Source organism: Bradyrhizobium sp. 195 (assembly GCF_023101665.1).
In the GTDB taxonomy this organism is placed as follows: Bacteria; Pseudomonadota; Alphaproteobacteria; order Rhizobiales; family Xanthobacteraceae; genus Bradyrhizobium.
Map to the genome: position 1 here is coordinate 2,937,850 of NZ_CP082161.1, position 17,062 is coordinate 2,954,911.

The 17,062-nt window shown below is 64.0% G+C and carries 15 protein-coding genes; 9 read left to right on the plus strand and 6 right to left on the minus strand.

The genetic code is table 11. The annotated features are described in order from the left end of the window. Positions 1 to 18: 18 nt before the first annotated feature. The 5 genes from IVB26_RS13630 to IVB26_RS13650 all read right to left on the minus strand — a co-directional run bounded on the left by IVB26_RS13630 (position 19) and on the right by IVB26_RS13650 (position 5,683). Positions 19 to 1,008: an ABC transporter ATP-binding protein gene (locus IVB26_RS13630; protein ID WP_247972125.1), complete on the minus strand. Its 990-nt coding sequence runs from the start codon at positions 1,006 to 1,008 to the stop codon at positions 19 to 21. After that, positions 1,005 to 1,991, minus strand: coding sequence for an ABC transporter ATP-binding protein (locus tag IVB26_RS13635; RefSeq protein ID WP_247972126.1), 987 nt, complete (start codon positions 1,989 to 1,991; stop codon positions 1,005 to 1,007). The genes IVB26_RS13630 and IVB26_RS13635 overlap by 4 nt, the downstream gene beginning before the upstream one ends. Before the next feature lie 28 nt (positions 1,992 to 2,019). Next, the gene (locus IVB26_RS13640; RefSeq protein WP_247972127.1) at positions 2,020 to 2,991 is read right to left on the minus strand and encodes an ABC transporter permease; all 972 of its coding nucleotides are present in this window, start codon (positions 2,989 to 2,991) and stop codon (positions 2,020 to 2,022) included. An 11-nt stretch (positions 2,992 to 3,002) separates the two neighbouring features. Further along, positions 3,003 to 3,983 carry an ABC transporter permease gene (locus IVB26_RS13645; RefSeq protein ID WP_247972128.1) on the minus strand — a complete coding sequence of 327 codons (981 nt, stop codon included), beginning with the start codon at positions 3,981 to 3,983 and terminating at the stop codon, positions 3,003 to 3,005. A 104-nt stretch (positions 3,984 to 4,087) separates the two neighbouring features. Next, positions 4,088 to 5,683 carry an ABC transporter substrate-binding protein gene (locus tag IVB26_RS13650; RefSeq protein WP_247972129.1) on the minus strand — a complete coding sequence of 532 codons (1,596 nt, stop codon included), beginning with the start codon at positions 5,681 to 5,683 and terminating at the stop codon, positions 4,088 to 4,090. 304 nt (positions 5,684 to 5,987) lie between these two features. On the opposite strand from IVB26_RS13650, the gene IVB26_RS13655 reads away from it, so the two are divergent. The 6 genes from IVB26_RS13655 to IVB26_RS13680 all read left to right on the plus strand — a co-directional run bounded on the left by IVB26_RS13655 (position 5,988) and on the right by IVB26_RS13680 (position 13,809). After that, positions 5,988 to 6,245 (plus strand): DUF6489 family protein, encoded by a 258-nt coding sequence (locus IVB26_RS13655; RefSeq protein ID WP_071915885.1) that lies wholly within the window; start codon positions 5,988 to 5,990, stop codon positions 6,243 to 6,245. Beyond that, positions 6,245 to 7,045 (plus strand): esterase/lipase family protein, encoded by an 801-nt coding sequence (locus tag IVB26_RS13660; protein WP_247972130.1) that lies wholly within the window; start codon positions 6,245 to 6,247, stop codon positions 7,043 to 7,045. The genes IVB26_RS13655 and IVB26_RS13660 overlap by 1 nt, the downstream gene beginning before the upstream one ends. Positions 7,046 to 7,090: 45 nt before the next feature. Further along, positions 7,091 to 8,641: a wax ester/triacylglycerol synthase family O-acyltransferase gene (locus IVB26_RS13665; protein WP_247972131.1), complete on the plus strand. Its 1,551-nt coding sequence runs from the start codon at positions 7,091 to 7,093 to the stop codon at positions 8,639 to 8,641. 10 nt (positions 8,642 to 8,651) lie between these two features. Next, positions 8,652 to 9,647 carry an alpha/beta fold hydrolase gene (locus IVB26_RS13670; protein ID WP_247972132.1) on the plus strand — a complete coding sequence of 332 codons (996 nt, stop codon included), beginning with the start codon at positions 8,652 to 8,654 and terminating at the stop codon, positions 9,645 to 9,647. 125 nt (positions 9,648 to 9,772) lie between these two features. Beyond that, a complete protein-coding gene (locus IVB26_RS13675) occupies positions 9,773 to 13,009 on the plus strand; it encodes a bifunctional cytochrome P450/NADPH--P450 reductase (RefSeq protein WP_247972133.1) in 3,237 nt (1,078 codons plus the stop codon). 125 nt (positions 13,010 to 13,134) lie between these two features. Next, positions 13,135 to 13,809 carry a spermine/spermidine synthase domain-containing protein gene (locus IVB26_RS13680; protein WP_247972134.1) on the plus strand — a complete coding sequence of 225 codons (675 nt, stop codon included), beginning with the start codon at positions 13,135 to 13,137 and terminating at the stop codon, positions 13,807 to 13,809. On the opposite strand, the gene IVB26_RS13685 is transcribed toward IVB26_RS13680, so the two are convergent. Then, positions 13,806 to 14,720 (minus strand): alpha/beta fold hydrolase, encoded by a 915-nt coding sequence (locus IVB26_RS13685; RefSeq protein ID WP_247972135.1) that lies wholly within the window; start codon positions 14,718 to 14,720, stop codon positions 13,806 to 13,808. The two genes, IVB26_RS13680 and IVB26_RS13685, sit on opposite strands and share 4 nt — an antisense overlap. A 165-nt stretch (positions 14,721 to 14,885) precedes the next feature. On the opposite strand from IVB26_RS13685, the gene IVB26_RS13690 reads away from it, so the two are divergent. The 3 genes from IVB26_RS13690 to IVB26_RS13700 are packed head-to-tail and all read left to right on the plus strand — an operon-like array spanning position 14,886 to position 16,938. Further along, positions 14,886 to 15,269 (plus strand): hypothetical protein, encoded by a 384-nt coding sequence (locus tag IVB26_RS13690; protein ID WP_247972136.1) that lies wholly within the window; start codon positions 14,886 to 14,888, stop codon positions 15,267 to 15,269. Next, positions 15,266 to 16,348 (plus strand): PHA/PHB synthase family protein, encoded by a 1,083-nt coding sequence (locus IVB26_RS13695; RefSeq protein ID WP_247972137.1) that lies wholly within the window; start codon positions 15,266 to 15,268, stop codon positions 16,346 to 16,348. Before IVB26_RS13690 ends, IVB26_RS13695 begins: the two co-directional genes overlap by 4 nt. Beyond that, positions 16,345 to 16,938, plus strand: a complete 594-nt coding sequence (locus tag IVB26_RS13700) for a GNAT family N-acetyltransferase (protein ID WP_247972138.1) — start codon at positions 16,345 to 16,347, stop codon at positions 16,936 to 16,938. Before IVB26_RS13695 ends, IVB26_RS13700 begins: the two co-directional genes overlap by 4 nt. Positions 16,939 to 17,062 lie beyond the last annotated feature (124 nt).

The following is a 17,062-nucleotide window of genomic DNA, read 5'->3' on the forward strand; positions in this document are numbered from 1 at the left end:
CAGCATGGCACGCGCGCGTCACGCCGGGGCCGGCGCGGTGTTGACCGCGTGGCAGGCGACCCCGTCGATCAGTTCCGGGGTCTCCTTGCGGCAGAGGTCGAACGCAAGCGGACAGCGCGGATTGAAGGCGCAGCCGGGTGGCGGATTGATCGGGTTCGGGATCTCGCCCTTCACGGGGATGCGCTGGCGGCCGCTCATGGCAAGATCAGGCACGGCGCCGAGCAGCATCTTGGTGTAGGGCATGCGCGGATTGGCGAACAGCTCGCGTCCCTCCGCGATCTCGACGATGCGGCCGAGATACATCACGCCGACGCGGCTCGCCATGTGGCGGACCACGGCGAGGTTGTGGCTGATGAACATGTAGGTCAGGCCGAACTTGTCCTGGAGGTCGCGCATCAGATTGAGAATCTGCGCCTGCACGGAGACGTCGAGCGCCGAGGTCGGCTCGTCGCAGACGATGAACTCGGCATCGGAGGCGAGCGCCCGCGCGATCGCGATACGCTGGCGCTGGCCGCCGGAGAATTCGTGCGGAAACTTCAGCCGGTCGTCGGGATGCAGGCCGACAAGGCTGAGCAACTCGCCGACGCGGGCCTGGATGTCGCGCTCGCCCTGGATCAGGTTGAAGGCGCGGATCGGCTCGGAGATGATGGCATCCACTCGGAAGCGCGGGTTGAGGCTCGCATAGGGGTCCTGGAAGATCATCTGGATGCGGCGGCGCAGCTTTCGGCGTGCCGGCGCTTGCCGCGGATCCGTCATCGAGACGCCGTCGATCAGGACGTCGCCGGAGCTGGGCGGCAGCAGGCCCACGACCATCCGCGCCACCGTGGTCTTGCCCGAGCCGGATTCGCCGACCAGCGCAAACGTCTCGCCCTTCCTGATATCGAATGCGACGTGATCGACAGCCTTGAGATATTCGAGGTGCCCGCCTTCGAGCACGCGGTTGAGCCATGGTTTTGAGACGTCGAAGACGCGACGCAGGCCCCTGGCCTGAACGAAGGGCGCGCTCATGCCGCGCTCTCCGCCGGCACATTGTCATAGAGATGGCAGGCGACCGATTGCGCGCCTCGTGGCAGCGGCTCCGGCCGGTCAACACGACAGCGGTCGAATGCGAAGGCGCAGCGCGGATTGAACGAGCACCCGCGCGGGATCGCGGAGAGGCGCGGCATGGAGCCGGGAATCTGCATGAGGCGCTTGTCGTCGCCAGCCAGCGTCGGGATCGCGCCCATCAGGCCCTTGGCGTAAGGGTGCAGCGGATTTCTGACGACATCCTGGACCGGACCGATCTCGGCGACACGGCCGGCATACATCACCGCGACGCGGTCGGAGGTCTCCGCGATCACGCCCATGTCGTGCGTCACCAGCATCACGGCGGTGCCGTGGTCGCGGCCGAGCCGCTTGATCAGCGAGATGATCTGCGCCTGCACGGAGACGTCGAGCGCGGTGGTCGGCTCGTCGGCGATGATCAGCTCGGGCTCGGCGCAGATCGCCAGCGCAATCACGACGCGCTGGCGCATGCCGCCCGAGAATTCGTGCGGATAGCCGTCGATGCGCTTTTCCGGCGCGGGAATGCCGACCTCGGCGAGCAGGTCGATGGCGCGGCGGCGGGCGGCGGATTCGGACAGGTTCAGGTGGGTTCGGATCGTCTCGATGATCTGGTCGCCGACCCGGTAGAGCGGATTGAGCGAGGTGAGGGGATCCTGGAAGATCATGCCGATCCGCTTGCCACGGATGCGGCGCATCTCCTCCGGCGGCAGATTGTCGATGCGCTGACCGGCCAGATGAATCTCGCCGCCGGCGATGCGGCCGGGGGGATCGATCAGGCCGATCACGGCGAGACCGGTGACGGATTTGCCGGCTCCGGATTCGCCGACCACGCCCAGCACTTCGCCCTTGGCGATGTCGAAGGAGACGCCGTCGATGGCGCGCAGCGTGCCGCGGCGGGAGGCGAACTCCACCTGAAGGTTGCGCACGGAGAGAACGGGCTCGGTCATGGGCGAGGCGCTCTTGTCAAAGTTTTGCTCATCGAAGTTTGGGGTTGAGCGCGTCGCGCAGCCAGTCGCCGAGCAGGTTGATCGACAGGATCAGCCCGGCCAGCGCGAGTCCGGGAAAGGCGACGATCCACCATTCGCCGGCGAACAGATAATTGTTGCCGATGCGGATCAGCGTGCCAAGCGAGGGCATGGTGTCGGGCAGGCCGACGCCGAGGAAGGATAGCGTCGCCTCGGTGATGATGGCCAGCGCAAGGTTGATGGTGGCGATGACCAGGATCGGCCCCATCGTGTTGGGCAGCACGTGTCGCAGCATGATCTTCGGCGCGGGCAGGCCGATCAACTGCGCGGCGGCGACGTAGTCCTTGTTCTTCTCGACCATCACGGAGCCGCGCACCGTCCGGGCATAGCCGACCCAGAAGCTCAGGCCGATCGAGATCACCAGCACCACCAGCATGCTGTTGGCGTCCAGTCGGTTGCCAAAGATCGATTTCGCGATGCCGTTGACCAGCAGCGCGATCAGAATGGCGGGGAAGGTGAGTTGCACATCGGCGATTCGCATGATCACGCCGTCGACCGCGCCGCCGAAATAGCCGGCGATCAGGCCGAGCGCGATGCCGAGCGCGCCGGCGAAGATCACGCCGGCGACGCCCACGGCCAGCGAGATGCGCATGCCGTAGAGAATTGCGGAGAACACGTCGCGGCCCTGCTCGTCGGTGCCGAGCAGGAACGGGCTTTGGCCGTCGGCGGTCCAGAGCGGCGAGATCCGTGAGTTCATCAACTGGAGCTGCGCCGGATCGAACGGGTTCTGCACGGCGAGCGCGGATGCAAAGATCGCAAGCAGGAAGAACAGCACGGTAATGGCCGCCGCCACCATGGTCAGCTTGGAGCGGCGGAACGAATAGAAGATGTCGCTGTCGAGGGCGCGGCTGAGCCAGTTGCGGCCGGCATGCGCGGGCGGCGCGCTCTGCTTGTCGGAATTGGAGGCGACTGCGTCGGACATGCAGGGCTGCCTTATGTGGCGCGGCCGACGGTCGCGCGCAGGCGCGGATCGACCACGGTGTAGAGGATGTCGACCACCAGATTGATGGTGACGAAGATCAGCGAAACCATCAGCAGATAGGCGGCCATGATCGGGATGTCGACGTTCTGCACGGCCTGCACGAACAGAAGTCCCATACCCGGCCATTGGAACACGGTTTCGGTGATGATCGAAAATGCAATAACCGAGCCAAACTGAAGTCCGGCCACCGTGATCACGGGAATGAGCGTGTTCTTCAGCGCGTGGCCGAAATGGATGGCGCGGGTGGTCAGGCCTCTAGCGCGGGCGAAGCGGATGTAGTCGGTCCGCAGCACTTCCAGCATCTCCGCGCGCACCAGCCGCATGATCAGGGTCATCTGGAACAGGCCGAGCGTGATCGAGGGCATGATCAGCGCCTTCAGTCCCGACAGCGTGAGCAGACCCGTGCTCCACCAGCCGAGCTTGACCACCTCGCCGCGACCGAACGAGGGCAGCCAACCCAATGTCACCGCGAACAGATAGATCAGCAGAATGCCGATCAGGAAAGTCGGCAACGAGATGCCAATCAGCGAAACCGCCTGAAACAATTTGGCGAGCACGGTGTCGCGCTTGAGCGCCGAATAGACACCCATCAGAATGCCGAACACCATGGCAAACACGGTCGCGCTGACCGCAAGTTCCAGCGTGGCCGGCATACGCTCCATCAACAACGTCGAGACCGGCTGGCGGAACTGGTAGGAGACGCCGAACTTGAATTGCGCGGCGTCGGCGAAATAGCGCACGAACTGCACCGGCACGGGATCATCGAGGCCGAGCGACTTGCGCACGACCTCGCGTTCGGCCGCCGACGTGTCGATCGAGACGATCTGGTTGACGGGGTCGCCGGCGAAACGGAACATCGAGAAGGCGATGATGCCGACGGCGAACATGACGCCGATGGCCTGAACGGCGCGGCGAAGAGTGAAAGCGAGCATGCCTTCCACTGTCCTTGGGTGTGCGTGCGGCTGACGCCTCTGTCAGCCGGAAAAGGAAAGGTCCCGGAAGCCTGACGCCGCCGGGACCTCGTGTTCAACTGACGCTATTCCTTCTTGGTTGCCCAATGGAACATGACCAGGTTGTCGGCGCGCTGCGGCAGGTTGACTTTTTTCGATACGCCCCAGGCCAGCGCCTGCTGGTGCAGCGGGACGTAGGACCAGTCCTTGTTGCCGATTTCGTAGGCCTGCTTGATCAGCTGGTTGCGCTTGGCAGTGTCGGTTTCGACCAGCACCTTGTCGGTGATGGCGTCGAACTCCTTGTTGCAATAGCCGCCGAGATTGGCCTCGCCCCGCGAAGACTTCGCATCGTCGCGGCAGCCCATGATGTCGTAGAGCACGTTGTGCGAGTCCATCGTGCTCGGCGTCCAACCCAGCAGGTAGAACGAGGTCTGGTAGCCGCCCTGCTTCAGCACCTTGGCGAAGTATTGCGCCTTCGGCTGCGCCAGAAGATTGATCTTGACGCCGATGCGGGCAAGCATGCCGACCACGGCCTGGCAGATGGCAGCGTCGTTGACGTAACGGTCGTTCGGACAATCCATCGTGACCTCGAAGCCGTCGGGATAGCCGGCCTCTGTCAGGAGCTTCTTGGCGCCGTCAGGGTCGAATTTCGGCCGTGTGAACTCCTTGGACAGCACGAACAATTCCGGTGCGATCATCAGGGCCGACGGTGTCGACAGCCCGCGCATCACGCGCGTCTTGATCAGCTCGATGTCGATCGCCTTGTAGAAGGCTTCGCGGACGCGGACGTCCTTGAACGGATTCTTGCCCTTGATGTTGGAGTAGAGCAGCTCATCGCGCATCTGATCGAAGCCGATGAAGATGGTGCGCAGCTCCGCCCCCTTCAGCACCTGGGCGTTCGGGCTGGAATCGACGCGGGAGATGTCCTGGATCGGCACCGGCTCGATGACGTCGACTTCGCCCGAGAGCAGCGCAGCGACGCGGGTGGCGTCCGAGGCGATCGGGGTGAAGACGATCTCCTTCAGGTTACCTTCCATCTTGCCCCAGTAATTGGGATTGGCCTTGAATACGGTCTTGACGCCAGGCTGATGGCTTTCGATGGTGAAGGGACCGGTGCCGTTCTCGTGCAGCGAGGCGTAGCTCGGCGTGGTCGCCGCCACCGGCGTCGGATCGACGACGTTGTTCGCCTCGGCCCATTTCTTGTCCATGATGTACCAGACATCCCACGAGTTATGCAGGATGGGATTGGGCGAAGGCAGAACGAAGTCGACGGTGTAATCATCGACCTTGACGACCTTGACGTCGGGCGCAAGGCGGGTCTGCATGTTGGACCCCTTCTTGCGGACGCGGTCGGCCGAGAACACCACGTCGTCGGCGGTGAAGGGATCGCCGTTGTGGAATTTCACGCCTTTGCGCAAATGGAAGCGCCAGCGGGTCGGCTCCGGAGTTTCCCAGCTCTCCGCCAGCGCCGGAATGATCTTGAGGTCCTTGTCGCGCGCGGTGAGGCCTTGATAGACGTGACCGAGATGGGCGTGGGTGGTGCTCTCATTGAGCGTATAGGGATCGAGGGACTTCAGGTCACCTTGGTTGGCATAGCGCAGCGTCTGGCTGGTCGCAGGCGAGACCGTCAACGCAAACGTACCGGCGAGCGTCGCCGCAAACAGACTCCGACATACTGACATTCTTGACCCTCTCCACACCGCCGTGCCGGTGGTTTTTGATTGTTCGGCCGGCCGATTAATCCATGTTGCCCAGAGTTCTCGACCGGTGCAAGCGCCATTCCAGCAAGGAACGCGCCAAGTTGCGCCGCTGTGCAGCAATGCTGACCGTGGCGTCTGGCATGGAGGACCGCGTCTTTCGACTTTGGTTGACCATACTGGCCAATTGCGGGACGGGGCATGTCGCGCCTGCATCAGGTAGCTTGCGTCGCACCACAACTCGCGGCGATACTCCGCCGAGCCGCTCGAATCTCATTCCGGAGGGGACATGAAAGTTAACATCGAAATCGACTGCACCCCCCTCGAGGCCCGCCAGTTCTTCGGTTTGCCTGACGTGATGCCGATGCAGACCGCTGTCATGGACAAGCTGCAGCAACAGATGATGTCCAACATCGACAAGGTCTCCCCGGAATCGCTGATCCAGAGCTGGTTCACCTTCGATCCGAAGATCGCGGAGCGGTTTCAGGACATGTTCGTCACCATGGCCGGTCTCGGCAGCCCGCGCAGCGGCGACAAGAAGAAATAGTGTCGCCCGGGCCGGATGGGGCGCTGGAGAGAGGCCGGCTTCGTCCGCCGGGCCTCGGCCTGCTGCTTGCCGAGGCTCGCGGCCTGTTCGAATTCAACGCCAGCCTGCTGCTGTCGCCGCTTCTGATGCGCGCGCCCAGGGGCGACGGCCATCCGGTGCTGGCGTTGCCGGGCTTTCTCGCCAGCGATCTCTCGATGATGCCGATGCGGCGCTATCTCAGCGAGCTCGGCTATGAGGCGCATGCATGGCGAATGGGCCGCAACCTTGGTGGGCTGGGGCGGATGCGGGATTCGCTGCGCAGCCGTCTCGTCGAAATCCATGCCGCCACGGGGCGCAAGGTCAGCCTGGTCGGGTGGAGTCTCGGCGGCGTCTATGCCCGCGATCTCGCGCTGTGGGCGCCCGACAAGGTTCGCTATGTCATCACGCTCGGCAGCCCTTTTGCCAACGACGTGCGGGCGACCAACGCCACGCGGCTCTACGAGGCGCTGTCCGGCGAGCGGGTCGAGGATTTTGCGGTAGCGCGCGAGGCGATCGCCGGCGATCTGCCGGTGCCGGCAACCTCGATCTATTCGCGCGCCGACGGTGTCGTGAACTGGCGGACCTGCTTGCTCCGTCCCTCCGACCGTGCCGAGAACATCGAGGTGCACCTGGCGAGCCATATCGGGCTCGGGGTGAACCCCGCGGCGCTGTGGGCCGTGGCCGACCGCCTGGCCCAACCGGAGGGGGAATTCTCGCCATTTGACCGGGCAGGGCCGTTTGCCATTGCATATGCCCCGCCGGAACAGGCAGTATCCGCCTGACGAGAAGCGCCGGCTAAGGCGCCCGTCAAATCTTGGGAGGGAACTATGGCTGACGGGAAGAAGCTGTCGTCGCTGGACGCGTCGTTTCTCTATCTGGAGACGCCGGAAATGCCGATGCATGTCGGGAGCATGGCGATCTTTCGCCTGCCCGACGACTACAAGGGCGACTTCTTCGAAGACTTCAAGGCGATGATCGTCTCGCGCCTGCACATCGCGCCGATCCTGAAGGCGCGGCTGGAGAAGGCGCCGCTCGACATCGACCATCCCTCCTGGGTGGAGGACGATCAGTTCGACATCGACCGCCACATCTTCCGCGCCAGCCTGCCGCAGCCGCGCGACCGGGCCACGCTCGAGCGCATCGTCGGCTGGATGCACGCCAAGCTGTTGAACCGGGCCCGCCCGCTCTGGGAGTTCTACGTGTTCGAGGGCATGAAGGACAACGAGGTCGGGCTCTATTCCAAGATGCACCATGCCGCCATCGACGGCGGCGCCGGTGCGGCGCTGACCAACATGATCTACGATATCTCCCCGATCCCGCGGAAGGTCGATCCGCCGACGGCGGGGAGCAAGGCTGGACAGGAGCCGCGCGACATCGCCGCGAACCTGCTCGATTCCTACCAGCAGCTGTTCAATCAGCCGCTCGACGCCGGTAAGGCCGCCCAGAACCTGCAATTGCCGCGCACCGGAAAGAGCGACATTGGCTCGATCCTGTTCGACAACGCAATGTACCAGATCGAGAGCGCGGTGCGCTTTGCGGGTAATATCCCGACCATGGTCAAGAGCGTCTCCGAGGTGCTCGGCAAGGTCGCCGATCCCAAGTCGCGCGAGAGCCTCGCCAGCATGGTGTCGCCGCCGACCATGCTGAACAAGACGATCTCGTCGGAGCGCAGTTTTGCCGGCGTGTCGATCTCGTTGTCGCGCTCCAAGGCGCTGGCGAAGCGTGCTGGTGGCAAGCTCAACGACGTCGTGCTGGCGCTCGCCTCCGGAGTGGTCCGACGTTACCTCCAACAATATAGCACGCTGCCGGCAAAATCGCTGACCGCGGCGGTGCCGATCTCCCTGCGCGAGGAGGGCAACACCGAAGCCAACAACCAGGTGTTCGGCATGATCTGCGCGATCGCGACCAACATCGACGATCCCAAGGCGCGCCTCGAGGCGATCATCGCGCAATCAACCAAGTCCAAGGAAATGTCGCATCCGCTGCGTGCACTGATGCCGCAGGTCTCCAACATCTCGATGCTGGGCGCGCCGATCATGGTGCAGATCCTCGCGCTGCTCTACAGCCGCTCCAACCTGTCCGACGTGCTGCCGCCGGCCGCGAACATCACCGTGTCCAACGTGCCGGGGCCGCGACAGACGCTCTATGCCGCGGGCGCCGAGCTTCTGCACATCTTTCCTGTGTCGATCTCGACGCACGGGCAGGCGCTCAACATCACCGTGCAGAGCTATCGCGACCAGCTCGATTTCGGCTTCATCGTCGGCGCCAACATCATTCCGCACGTGCAGGTGATGTGCGACATGCTTCCGGAGGAGTTCGCCGCGCTGGAGGCGGCCTACGCGCCGCCGGCCGCTGACATCAAGGGCGCAGCAGAGTAGGAACGTGTCAATGATTGAGATGCCGCCGCTCCAGTTCGCGCAGACCAACGGAATCCGCATGGGCTATTACGAGGCGGGCCCGGTCAGCGACAAGCCGCCGATCGTGCTATGCCACGGCTGGCCCGAGCTCGCCTTCTCCTGGCGCCACCAGATCAAGGCATTGAGCGAAGCCGGCATTCGGGTGATCGCGCCCGACCAGCGCGGCTATGGTGCAACCGACCGGCCCGAGCCGGTCGAGGCCTACGACATTGAGCACCTGACCGGCGACCTCGTCGGGCTCCTCGACCATCTGAATATCGACAAGGCGATCTTCGTCGGTCACGACTGGGGCGGCTTCATCGTCTGGCAGATGCCGTTGCGGCACATCGAGCGGGTTGCGGGCGTGGTCGGCATCAACACGCCTCACACCAACCGCGCCTGGGCCGATCCGATCGAGCTCCTGCGCGCGCGCTTCGGTGACAAGATGTACATCGTGCAGTTCCAGGACCCGGCGCGTGAGCCCGACAGGATTTTCGGCAGTCGCGTCGAACAGACTTTTGATGCGTTCATGCGCAAGCCGGCGCCGCGTCCGCCCGACGCGCCGGCAGAGGAAGTGGTTGCCGGCGTCGGCGCTTCGCCGCGGGTCAATCTGGCGTTTCCGCAGATGATCGCAGCCTATGACGCGAAGCACGATCCGCGTACGCCGATCCTGTCGCCGGAAGAGAAGAAGGTGTTCGTCGACAACTTCACCCGGACCGGCTTCACCGGCGGCATCAACTGGTACCGCAACATGTCGCGCAACTGGACGCGCGCCGAAGGGCTCGATCATACGGTACGCGTGCCGTCGCTGATGATCATGGCCGAGAACGATGCGGTGTTGCCGCCATCCTCCGCCGACGGCATGGACAAGCTGATTCCCGATCTCGAAAAGTATCTGGTCCGCGACAGCGGCCATTGGACGCAGCAGGAGAAGCCGGAGGAGGTCAGCGCCAAGCTGATCGAATGGCGTAGAAGGCGGTTTGGCTAATTCGTCATTGCGGGCGCAGCGAAGCGACGAAGCAATCCAGACCAGCCGGCGCGGAAGCACTTCTGGATTGCCTCGCCTCGCTCGCAATGACGACGTTGAATACCGAGGCAGGGGAAGCGCATTTAATGTCAACCAAGAACCGTCTGGATCCGATCCCGCATCCGCCGACCAAGCCGGTGGTCGGCAATATGCTGTCGCTGGACTCGGCCGCCCCCGTGCAGCACCTGACGCGGCTCGCCAAGGAGCTAGGTCCGATCTTCTGGCTCGACATGATGGGCTCGCCGATCGTCGTCGTCTCCGGCCACGATCTCGTCGACGAGCTCTCCGACGAGAAGCGCTTCGATAAGACGGTGCGCGGCGCGTTGCGGCGCGTGCGCGCGGTCGGCGGCGATGGGCTGTTCACGGCCGATACCAAGGAGCCGAACTGGAGCAAGGCGCACAACATCCTGCTCCAACCCTTCGGCAACCGCGCCATGCAGTCCTACCACCCGAGCATGGTCGATATCGCCGAGCAGCTCGTCCAGAAATGGGAGCGGCTGAACGCCGACGAGGAGATCGATGTCGTCCACGACATGACCGCGCTGACGCTGGACACGATCGGGCTATGCGGCTTCGAGTACCGCTTCAATTCGTTCTACCGGCGCGACTACCATCCCTTCGTCGAGTCGCTGGTGCGCTCGCTCGAAACCATCATGATGACGCGTGGCCTACCGCTCGAGCAGATCTGGATGCAGAAGCGCCGCAAGACGCTCGCGGAGGACGTCGCCTTCATGAACAAGATGGTCGACGAGATCATCGCCGAGCGGCGCAAGAGCGCAGAGGGGATCGACGACAAGAAGGACATGCTGGCCGCGATGATGACGGGCGTCGACCGGTCGACCGGCGAGCAGCTCGACGACGTCAACATCCGCTACCAGATCAACACGTTCCTGATCGCGGGCCACGAGACCACCAGTGGCCTCTTGTCCTACACGCTCTATGCGCTGCTCAAGCACCCGGACATTCTCAAGAAGGCCTACGACGAGGTCGACCGCGTCTTCGGCCCCGATGTCAACGCCAAGCCGACCTATCAGCAGGTGACGCAGCTCACCTACATCACGCAGATCCTGAAAGAGGCGCTGCGGCTGTGGCCGCCCGCGCCGGCCTATGGCATCTCGCCGCTGAGCGACGAGACCATCGGCGGCGGCAAATACAAGCTCAGGAAAGGCACCTTCACCACGATCCTGGTGACCGCGCTGCATCGCGATCCCAGCGTCTGGGGGCCGAACCCCGATGCGTTCGATCCCGAGAACTTCAGTCGTGAGGCGGAGGCCAAACGGCCAATCAATGCCTGGAAGCCATTCGGCAACGGCCAGCGCGCCTGCATCGGCCGCGGCTTTGCCATGCACGAGGCCGCGCTCGCGCTCGGCATGGTCCTGCAGCGCTTCAAGCTGATCGACCACCAGCGCTACCAGATGCACCTGAAGGAAACCCTGACGATGAAGCCGGAAGGCTTCAAGATCAAGGTGCGTCCGCGCGCCGATCGCGAGCGGGGCGCCTACGGTGGGCCTGTGGCGGCCGCGTCCTCGGCGCCGAAGGCGCCGCGCCAGCCGACGGCCCGGCCGGGCCACAACACGCCGATGCTAGTGCTTTACGGCTCCAATCTCGGCACCGCCGAGGAACTCGCGACGCGCATGGCCGATCTTGCCGAAATCAACGGCTTTGCGGTGCATCTCGGCCCGCTCGACGATTACGTCGGCAAGCTGCCGCAGGAGGGCGGCGTACTGATCATCTGCGCCTCCTATAACGGTGCGCCGCCGGACAATGCCACGCAGTTCGTCAAATGGCTCGGCGGCGATCTGCCGAAGGATGCCTTTGCCGGTGTGCGCTACGCCGTGTTCGGTTGCGGCAACAGCGACTGGGCCGCCACCTATCAATCGGTGCCGCGCTTGATCGACGAACATTTGTCGGCGCACGGTGCGCGCGCAATCTATCCGCGCGGCGAGGGCGATGCGCGTAGCGATCTCGACGGCCAGTTCCAGAAATGGTTCCCGGCTGCCGCCCAGGTCGCGACCAAGGAATTCGGCATCGACTGGAATTTCACCCGCACCGCGGAGGACGATCCGCTCTACGCGATCGAGCCGGTGGCGGTGACCGCCGTCAACACCATCGTGGCCCAAGGCGGCGCGGTGGCGATGAAGGTGCTGGTCAATGACGAGCTTCAGAACAGGAACGGCTCGAATCCGTCGGAGCGCTCGACGCGTCATATCGAGGTGCAGCTGCCGTCCAACGTCAGCTACCGCGTCGGCGATCACCTCAGCGTCGTCCCGCGCAACGATCCGACGCTGGTGGATTCGGTGGCCCGCCGCTTTGGGTTCCTGCCCGCCGACCAGATCAGGCTTCAGGTCGCCGAAGGGCGCCGCGCGCAATTGCCGGTCGGGGACGCCGTGTCGGTCGGCCGCCTGCTCAGCGAGTTCGTCGAGCTGCAGCAGGTCGCGACACGCAAGCAGATCCAGATCATGGCCGAGCATACCCGCTGTCCCGTCACCAAGCCGAAGCTGCTGGCCTTCGTCGGCGAGGAGGGCGAGCCACTCGAGCGTTATCGCAGCGAGATCCTGGCCAGGCGCAAATCGGTGTTCGATCTGCTGCTTGAATATCCGGCCTGCGAATTGCCGTTCCATGTCTATCTGGAAATGCTCTCGCTGCTTGCGCCACGCTATTACTCGATCTCGTCTTCGCCGTCCGTCGACGCGGCTCATTGCAGCATCACGGTCGGCGTAGTCGAAGGGCCGGCTGCGTCCGGGCGCGGCACCTACAAGGGCATCTGCTCGAACTATCTCGCCAATCGGCGCACCGGTGATGCGATCTACGCCACCGTGCGCGAGACCAAAGCCGGCTTCCGGCTCCCGGACGATCCCTCAGTGCCGATCATCATGATCGGCCCCGGCACGGGCCTCGCGCCGTTCCGCGGCTTCCTCCAGGAACGCGCTGCGCGCAAGGCCAAGGGCGCGGCGCTCGGGCCATCCATGCTGTTCTTCGGCTGCCGCCACCCCGATCAGGATTTTCTCTATGCGGAGGAGCTGAAGGCGCTGGCGGCAAGCGGCATCACCGAGCTGTTCACGGCGTTCTCGCGCGCGGACGGACCGAAGACCTATGTGCAGCACGTGCTCGCCGCGCAGAAGGACAAGGTCTGGCCGCTGATCGAGCAGGGCGCGATCATCTATGTCTGCGGCGACGGCAGCAAGATGGAGCCCGACGTGAAGGCGGCGCTGGTCGCGATCCACCGCGAGAGGAGCGGCAGCGATGCGGCCGCAAGCGCGCTCTGGATCGAGGAGATGGGGACGAAGAACCGGTACGTGCTGGACGTCTGGGCGGGTGGATAAGGCGAGATTGTAGGGTGGGTTAGCGAAGCGTAACCCACCATGCTTTAGCGCATATGGAACGAAGATGGTGGGTTACGCCTTCGGCTAACCCACCCTACGGAATCGGATCGTGCTAAAGCACTCCCATGATTCCCTGGGAAAAACTCGACACCGCCAAAATCCCCGGCTCCGACGAAGAGCTCCGCCTGATGCGGCGGGGCAAGGAGTTTTCCATCAAGCTCGGCACCAACGAGTTGATGAACAACCGCCTGTCGGGCTCGGAAGCCGCGCTCGCAACGCTCGCGGCGAAGCAGATCGAAACGGTCGCAAAACCCGTCGTCCTGATCGGTGGCCTCGGCATGGGTTTTACGTTGCGTGCGGCATTGGCCGTGCTCGGAAGCAAGGCGAAGATCGTGGTCTCCGAGCTCGTCCCATCTGTCGTCGCTTGGGCGCGAGGCCCGATGGCAGAGGTCTTCGGCGGCAGTCTCGATGATGCCCGAGTGAGCATCCGAGAGACCGACGTCGGAGAGATCATCCGCGCGCAGCGCTCGGCCTTCGACGCCATTCTGCTTGACGTCGACAACGGGCCGGAAGGGTTGACCCGGAAGGGCAATGATGCGCTCTACGATGTGAGCGGGCTCGCGGCGGCGAAGACGGCGCTGCGGCCGAGCGGCGTGCTCGCTGTCTGGTCGTCTGGGCCCAATGCGGCATTCACCAAACGTCTCGGCCGCGCCGGTTTCGACGTCAAAGAGGTCAACGTCCGCGCCACCGGAAGAGGCGGCGGCGCGCGGCACGTGATCTGGATCGCGCGGAAGAGCTAGGCCGCCTGCGCCGCAGCACCATGTGCGTGCTTGTCGATGGCGCCGATGATCTCTGGCCAGAACCGCATCGGCAGCGCGTGGCCCATGCCTTCGATCATCAGGAGCTTGGCGCCCGGAATTGACTCCGCTGTGTCCTTGCCACCCTCGGGACGGACCAGGGGATCGACGGTTCCATGGATCACCAGCGTCGGCGTCTTGACACGATGCAGCCGTTCCTTGCGGCTGCCCGACGCAAGCACAGCGCGGAGCTGGCGGCCGACGCCGGCCGGATTGAGCCCGCGCGCGAACACCCGTTCGGCCCGGCTGGGATCGAGCGCTTCTTCTTCGGGAAAGGACCCGGCGCGCAAGATATTCCAGGTCTGGCCGTAGCGGACGATGAACTCCTCCTTGCTGCGCGGCGGCGGCGCCATCAGCATTGCGGCGGCCTCGCGCGTCGGCGGCGGCACGCGCGGATTGCCTGTCGTCGACATGATCGATGTCAGCGAGCGCACGCGCTCGGGAAACGACAGCGTCACCTCCTGCGCGATCATGCCGCCCATGGACGCCCCGACCAGATGCGCCGACTTGATGCCGAGCGCGTCCATCAGCCCGACCGTGTCCTTGGCCATGTCGATTAGTTTGTAGGTCGCGGCGACGGGAATTCTGAGGAAGCGCAGCTTCAGCAGCTCGAGCGGCGTCAACCGCTTGCCGCCCGTCAGATGGCTCGACTTGCCGATGTCGCGGTTGTCGAAGCGGATCACGCGGAAGCCGCGCGCGGCAAGCTGCTCGCAGAACGCATCGTCCCAGTGGATCATCTGCGCCCCGAGACCCATGATCAGCAGCAGCGGCTCGGCATTGTCGTTGCCGAAGATCTCGTAGCAGATGTCGATGCCATTGGCGCGGACGGTCTGGGGCGGCTGATGGGTGGTCACGGGCGCGGTCCCTCCTGCTGATCGATGCTGTATCGCACGGTTTCCGGCCACAAAGAAGCGGCGTGCCGAGCAGCAGGTGTGCTTGCCGGTTGACCGGCACCGCGCAACGGTGTGGTATGGCGAGAAAAGAAGGGCATCGCAGCTCTCGATTTCAGGAGGACGCCGATGACCGACAAGATCAATGACCCCGTCGCCGTGTGGCAGAAGATGGTTGGCGAGATGGAGAAGGGGTTCAACTCTTTCGCCAACCAGGCCATGTCGTCGCCGGAATTTTCACAGGCGATGAACCGTGCGGGCGGAGTTGCTGCAGGTGCTCAGAAGCAGGTCGGCGAGCTCATGGAGAAATACCTCGTCACCATGAACCTGCCCAGCCGGGAGCAGGTCACGGGCCTTGCGGAACGGCTCCAGTCGATCGAAGCCCAGATCGGCGAGATGAAGTCGATGCTGAGCCAGATGGCGGCAAGTTCGGGGATCTCGCAAGGCTTCGACAGCGCGCCGCGGCCGCCACGGACGAAACGTCCGCCCTCCGAAGGCGGAGGGCAGACATGAACGCGCCGACGGGACTTGATTTCGCATCCATCCCGGAGCGCATCCAGAGCGAGGTGCAGCGCGCGATCCAGCGAAGCATCAAGGGCGTTGAATATTTCTCGACCTCGGGCCCTACGCTCGGCTCGACTCCGAAAGAGGTGCTGCATTCGCGCGGCACAATGAGCCTCTATCACTACCGGCCGATGTCGGACGAGATCTACCGCGTGCCGGTGCTGATCGTGATGGCCACCACCAACCGCGGCTACATTCTCGACCTCGTTCCCGGGCAGAGTTTCATCGAATTCCTGCTCAAGCGCGGTTACGACGTCTACATGCTCGACTGGAGCGCGCCGCGGCCGGAGGAGAAGAGCCTGCGGATGGAGGACTACGTCCTCGACTTCATTCCAGACTGCATCCGCAGGGTGCAGCAGGATTCCGGTGAGCAGGACGTCTCCGTCATCGGCTATTGCTTCGGCGGCGTGCTGTCGCTGCTGTACGGCTCGATCCACAAGGACGGGCCGATGAAGAATTTGATCTGCTTCACCACGCCGATCGACTTCCGCGAGATGAAGCTGTTCTCGAATTTCTCCGACCGCCGCTATTTCGATGTCGACCGTCTCGTCGACAGCATCGGCAATGTGCCGCCTGAGATGATCCTGTCCTCGTTCGAGATGCTGCGCCCGGCCTCGCGCACGGTGAGCCAGATCCAGCTCTGGGAAAACATCTGGAACGACGAGTTCGTCAAGTCGTACCGCATGTTCGACCGCTGGGCGACCGACACGCTGCCATTGGCCGGCGAATATTTCCGCACCATCACCAAGGACCTGATGTGGGATAACAAGCTGTTCAACGACACCATGTCGGTCGGCGGCCGCGCCGCCAGGCTTGAAGACATCAAGGTGCCGATCCTGCATGCGGTCGCCGAGCACGATCACATCGTGCCGTATGACGCCGCAAAGCACCTGATTGCGAAGATTGGATCTGCGGACAAGGAAGAGGTGATGCTGAAAGGCGGTCACGTCTCGCTCGTCGCGGGCGCCAACGCCGTGAAGCGGCTATGGCCAAAACTGGATTCCTGGCTGGGAAAGAGATCGATATGAGCGAACAGCGTTCCTATCCGCGTCAGGTCAAGACCGACGCCGGCGATATCGAGATCCGCCTGATGTCGCCCGCGGATGAGGCCGCGGTGCTCGCCTTCGGCAAGGGCCTGCCGACCCATGACTTGTTGTTCCTTCCGCGCAACATCAGCGAGCCGAAGGTGCTGTCGGCCTGGGTCAAGGAGATCGAGCGCGGCGCGATCACAAGCCTGCTTGCGGTCAGGGACGGCAAGGTCGTCGGCTGCGGCACGCTGGTGCGCGACCCGCACTCCTGGTCGCCCCATGTCGGCGAGATCCGCATGGTGGTTTCGCTCGACGTGCGCGGGAAGGGGGTGGGGCGGGCGCTGTCGCAGGAGACCTTTGCCCTGGCGCTTGGCGCCGGCCTGGAAAAACTCTCGGTCCAGATGACCGTCGACCAGCAGGCCGCGATCGCACTGTTCGAGAGCCTCGGCTTCAAGGCTGAGGCGCTGCTGCGGGACCACGTCCGGGACGTCGATGGCAAAACCCACGACATCGTGGTGCTCGGGCACAACATCGCGCAGGTCCAGGCCCAGATGGAGGCCTACGGGCTGCCGGGCGCGGTCCAGCACTAGGGCCGGCTACGTCCCCGGGAACCCGTCTGGCCAGGAAGGCCCCAGTTAAGGCTGTTCACGATTTCGTGATATCGCACCGCAACAAGAATATTGCATCGCACAATTAACTATGCCATATAGATCG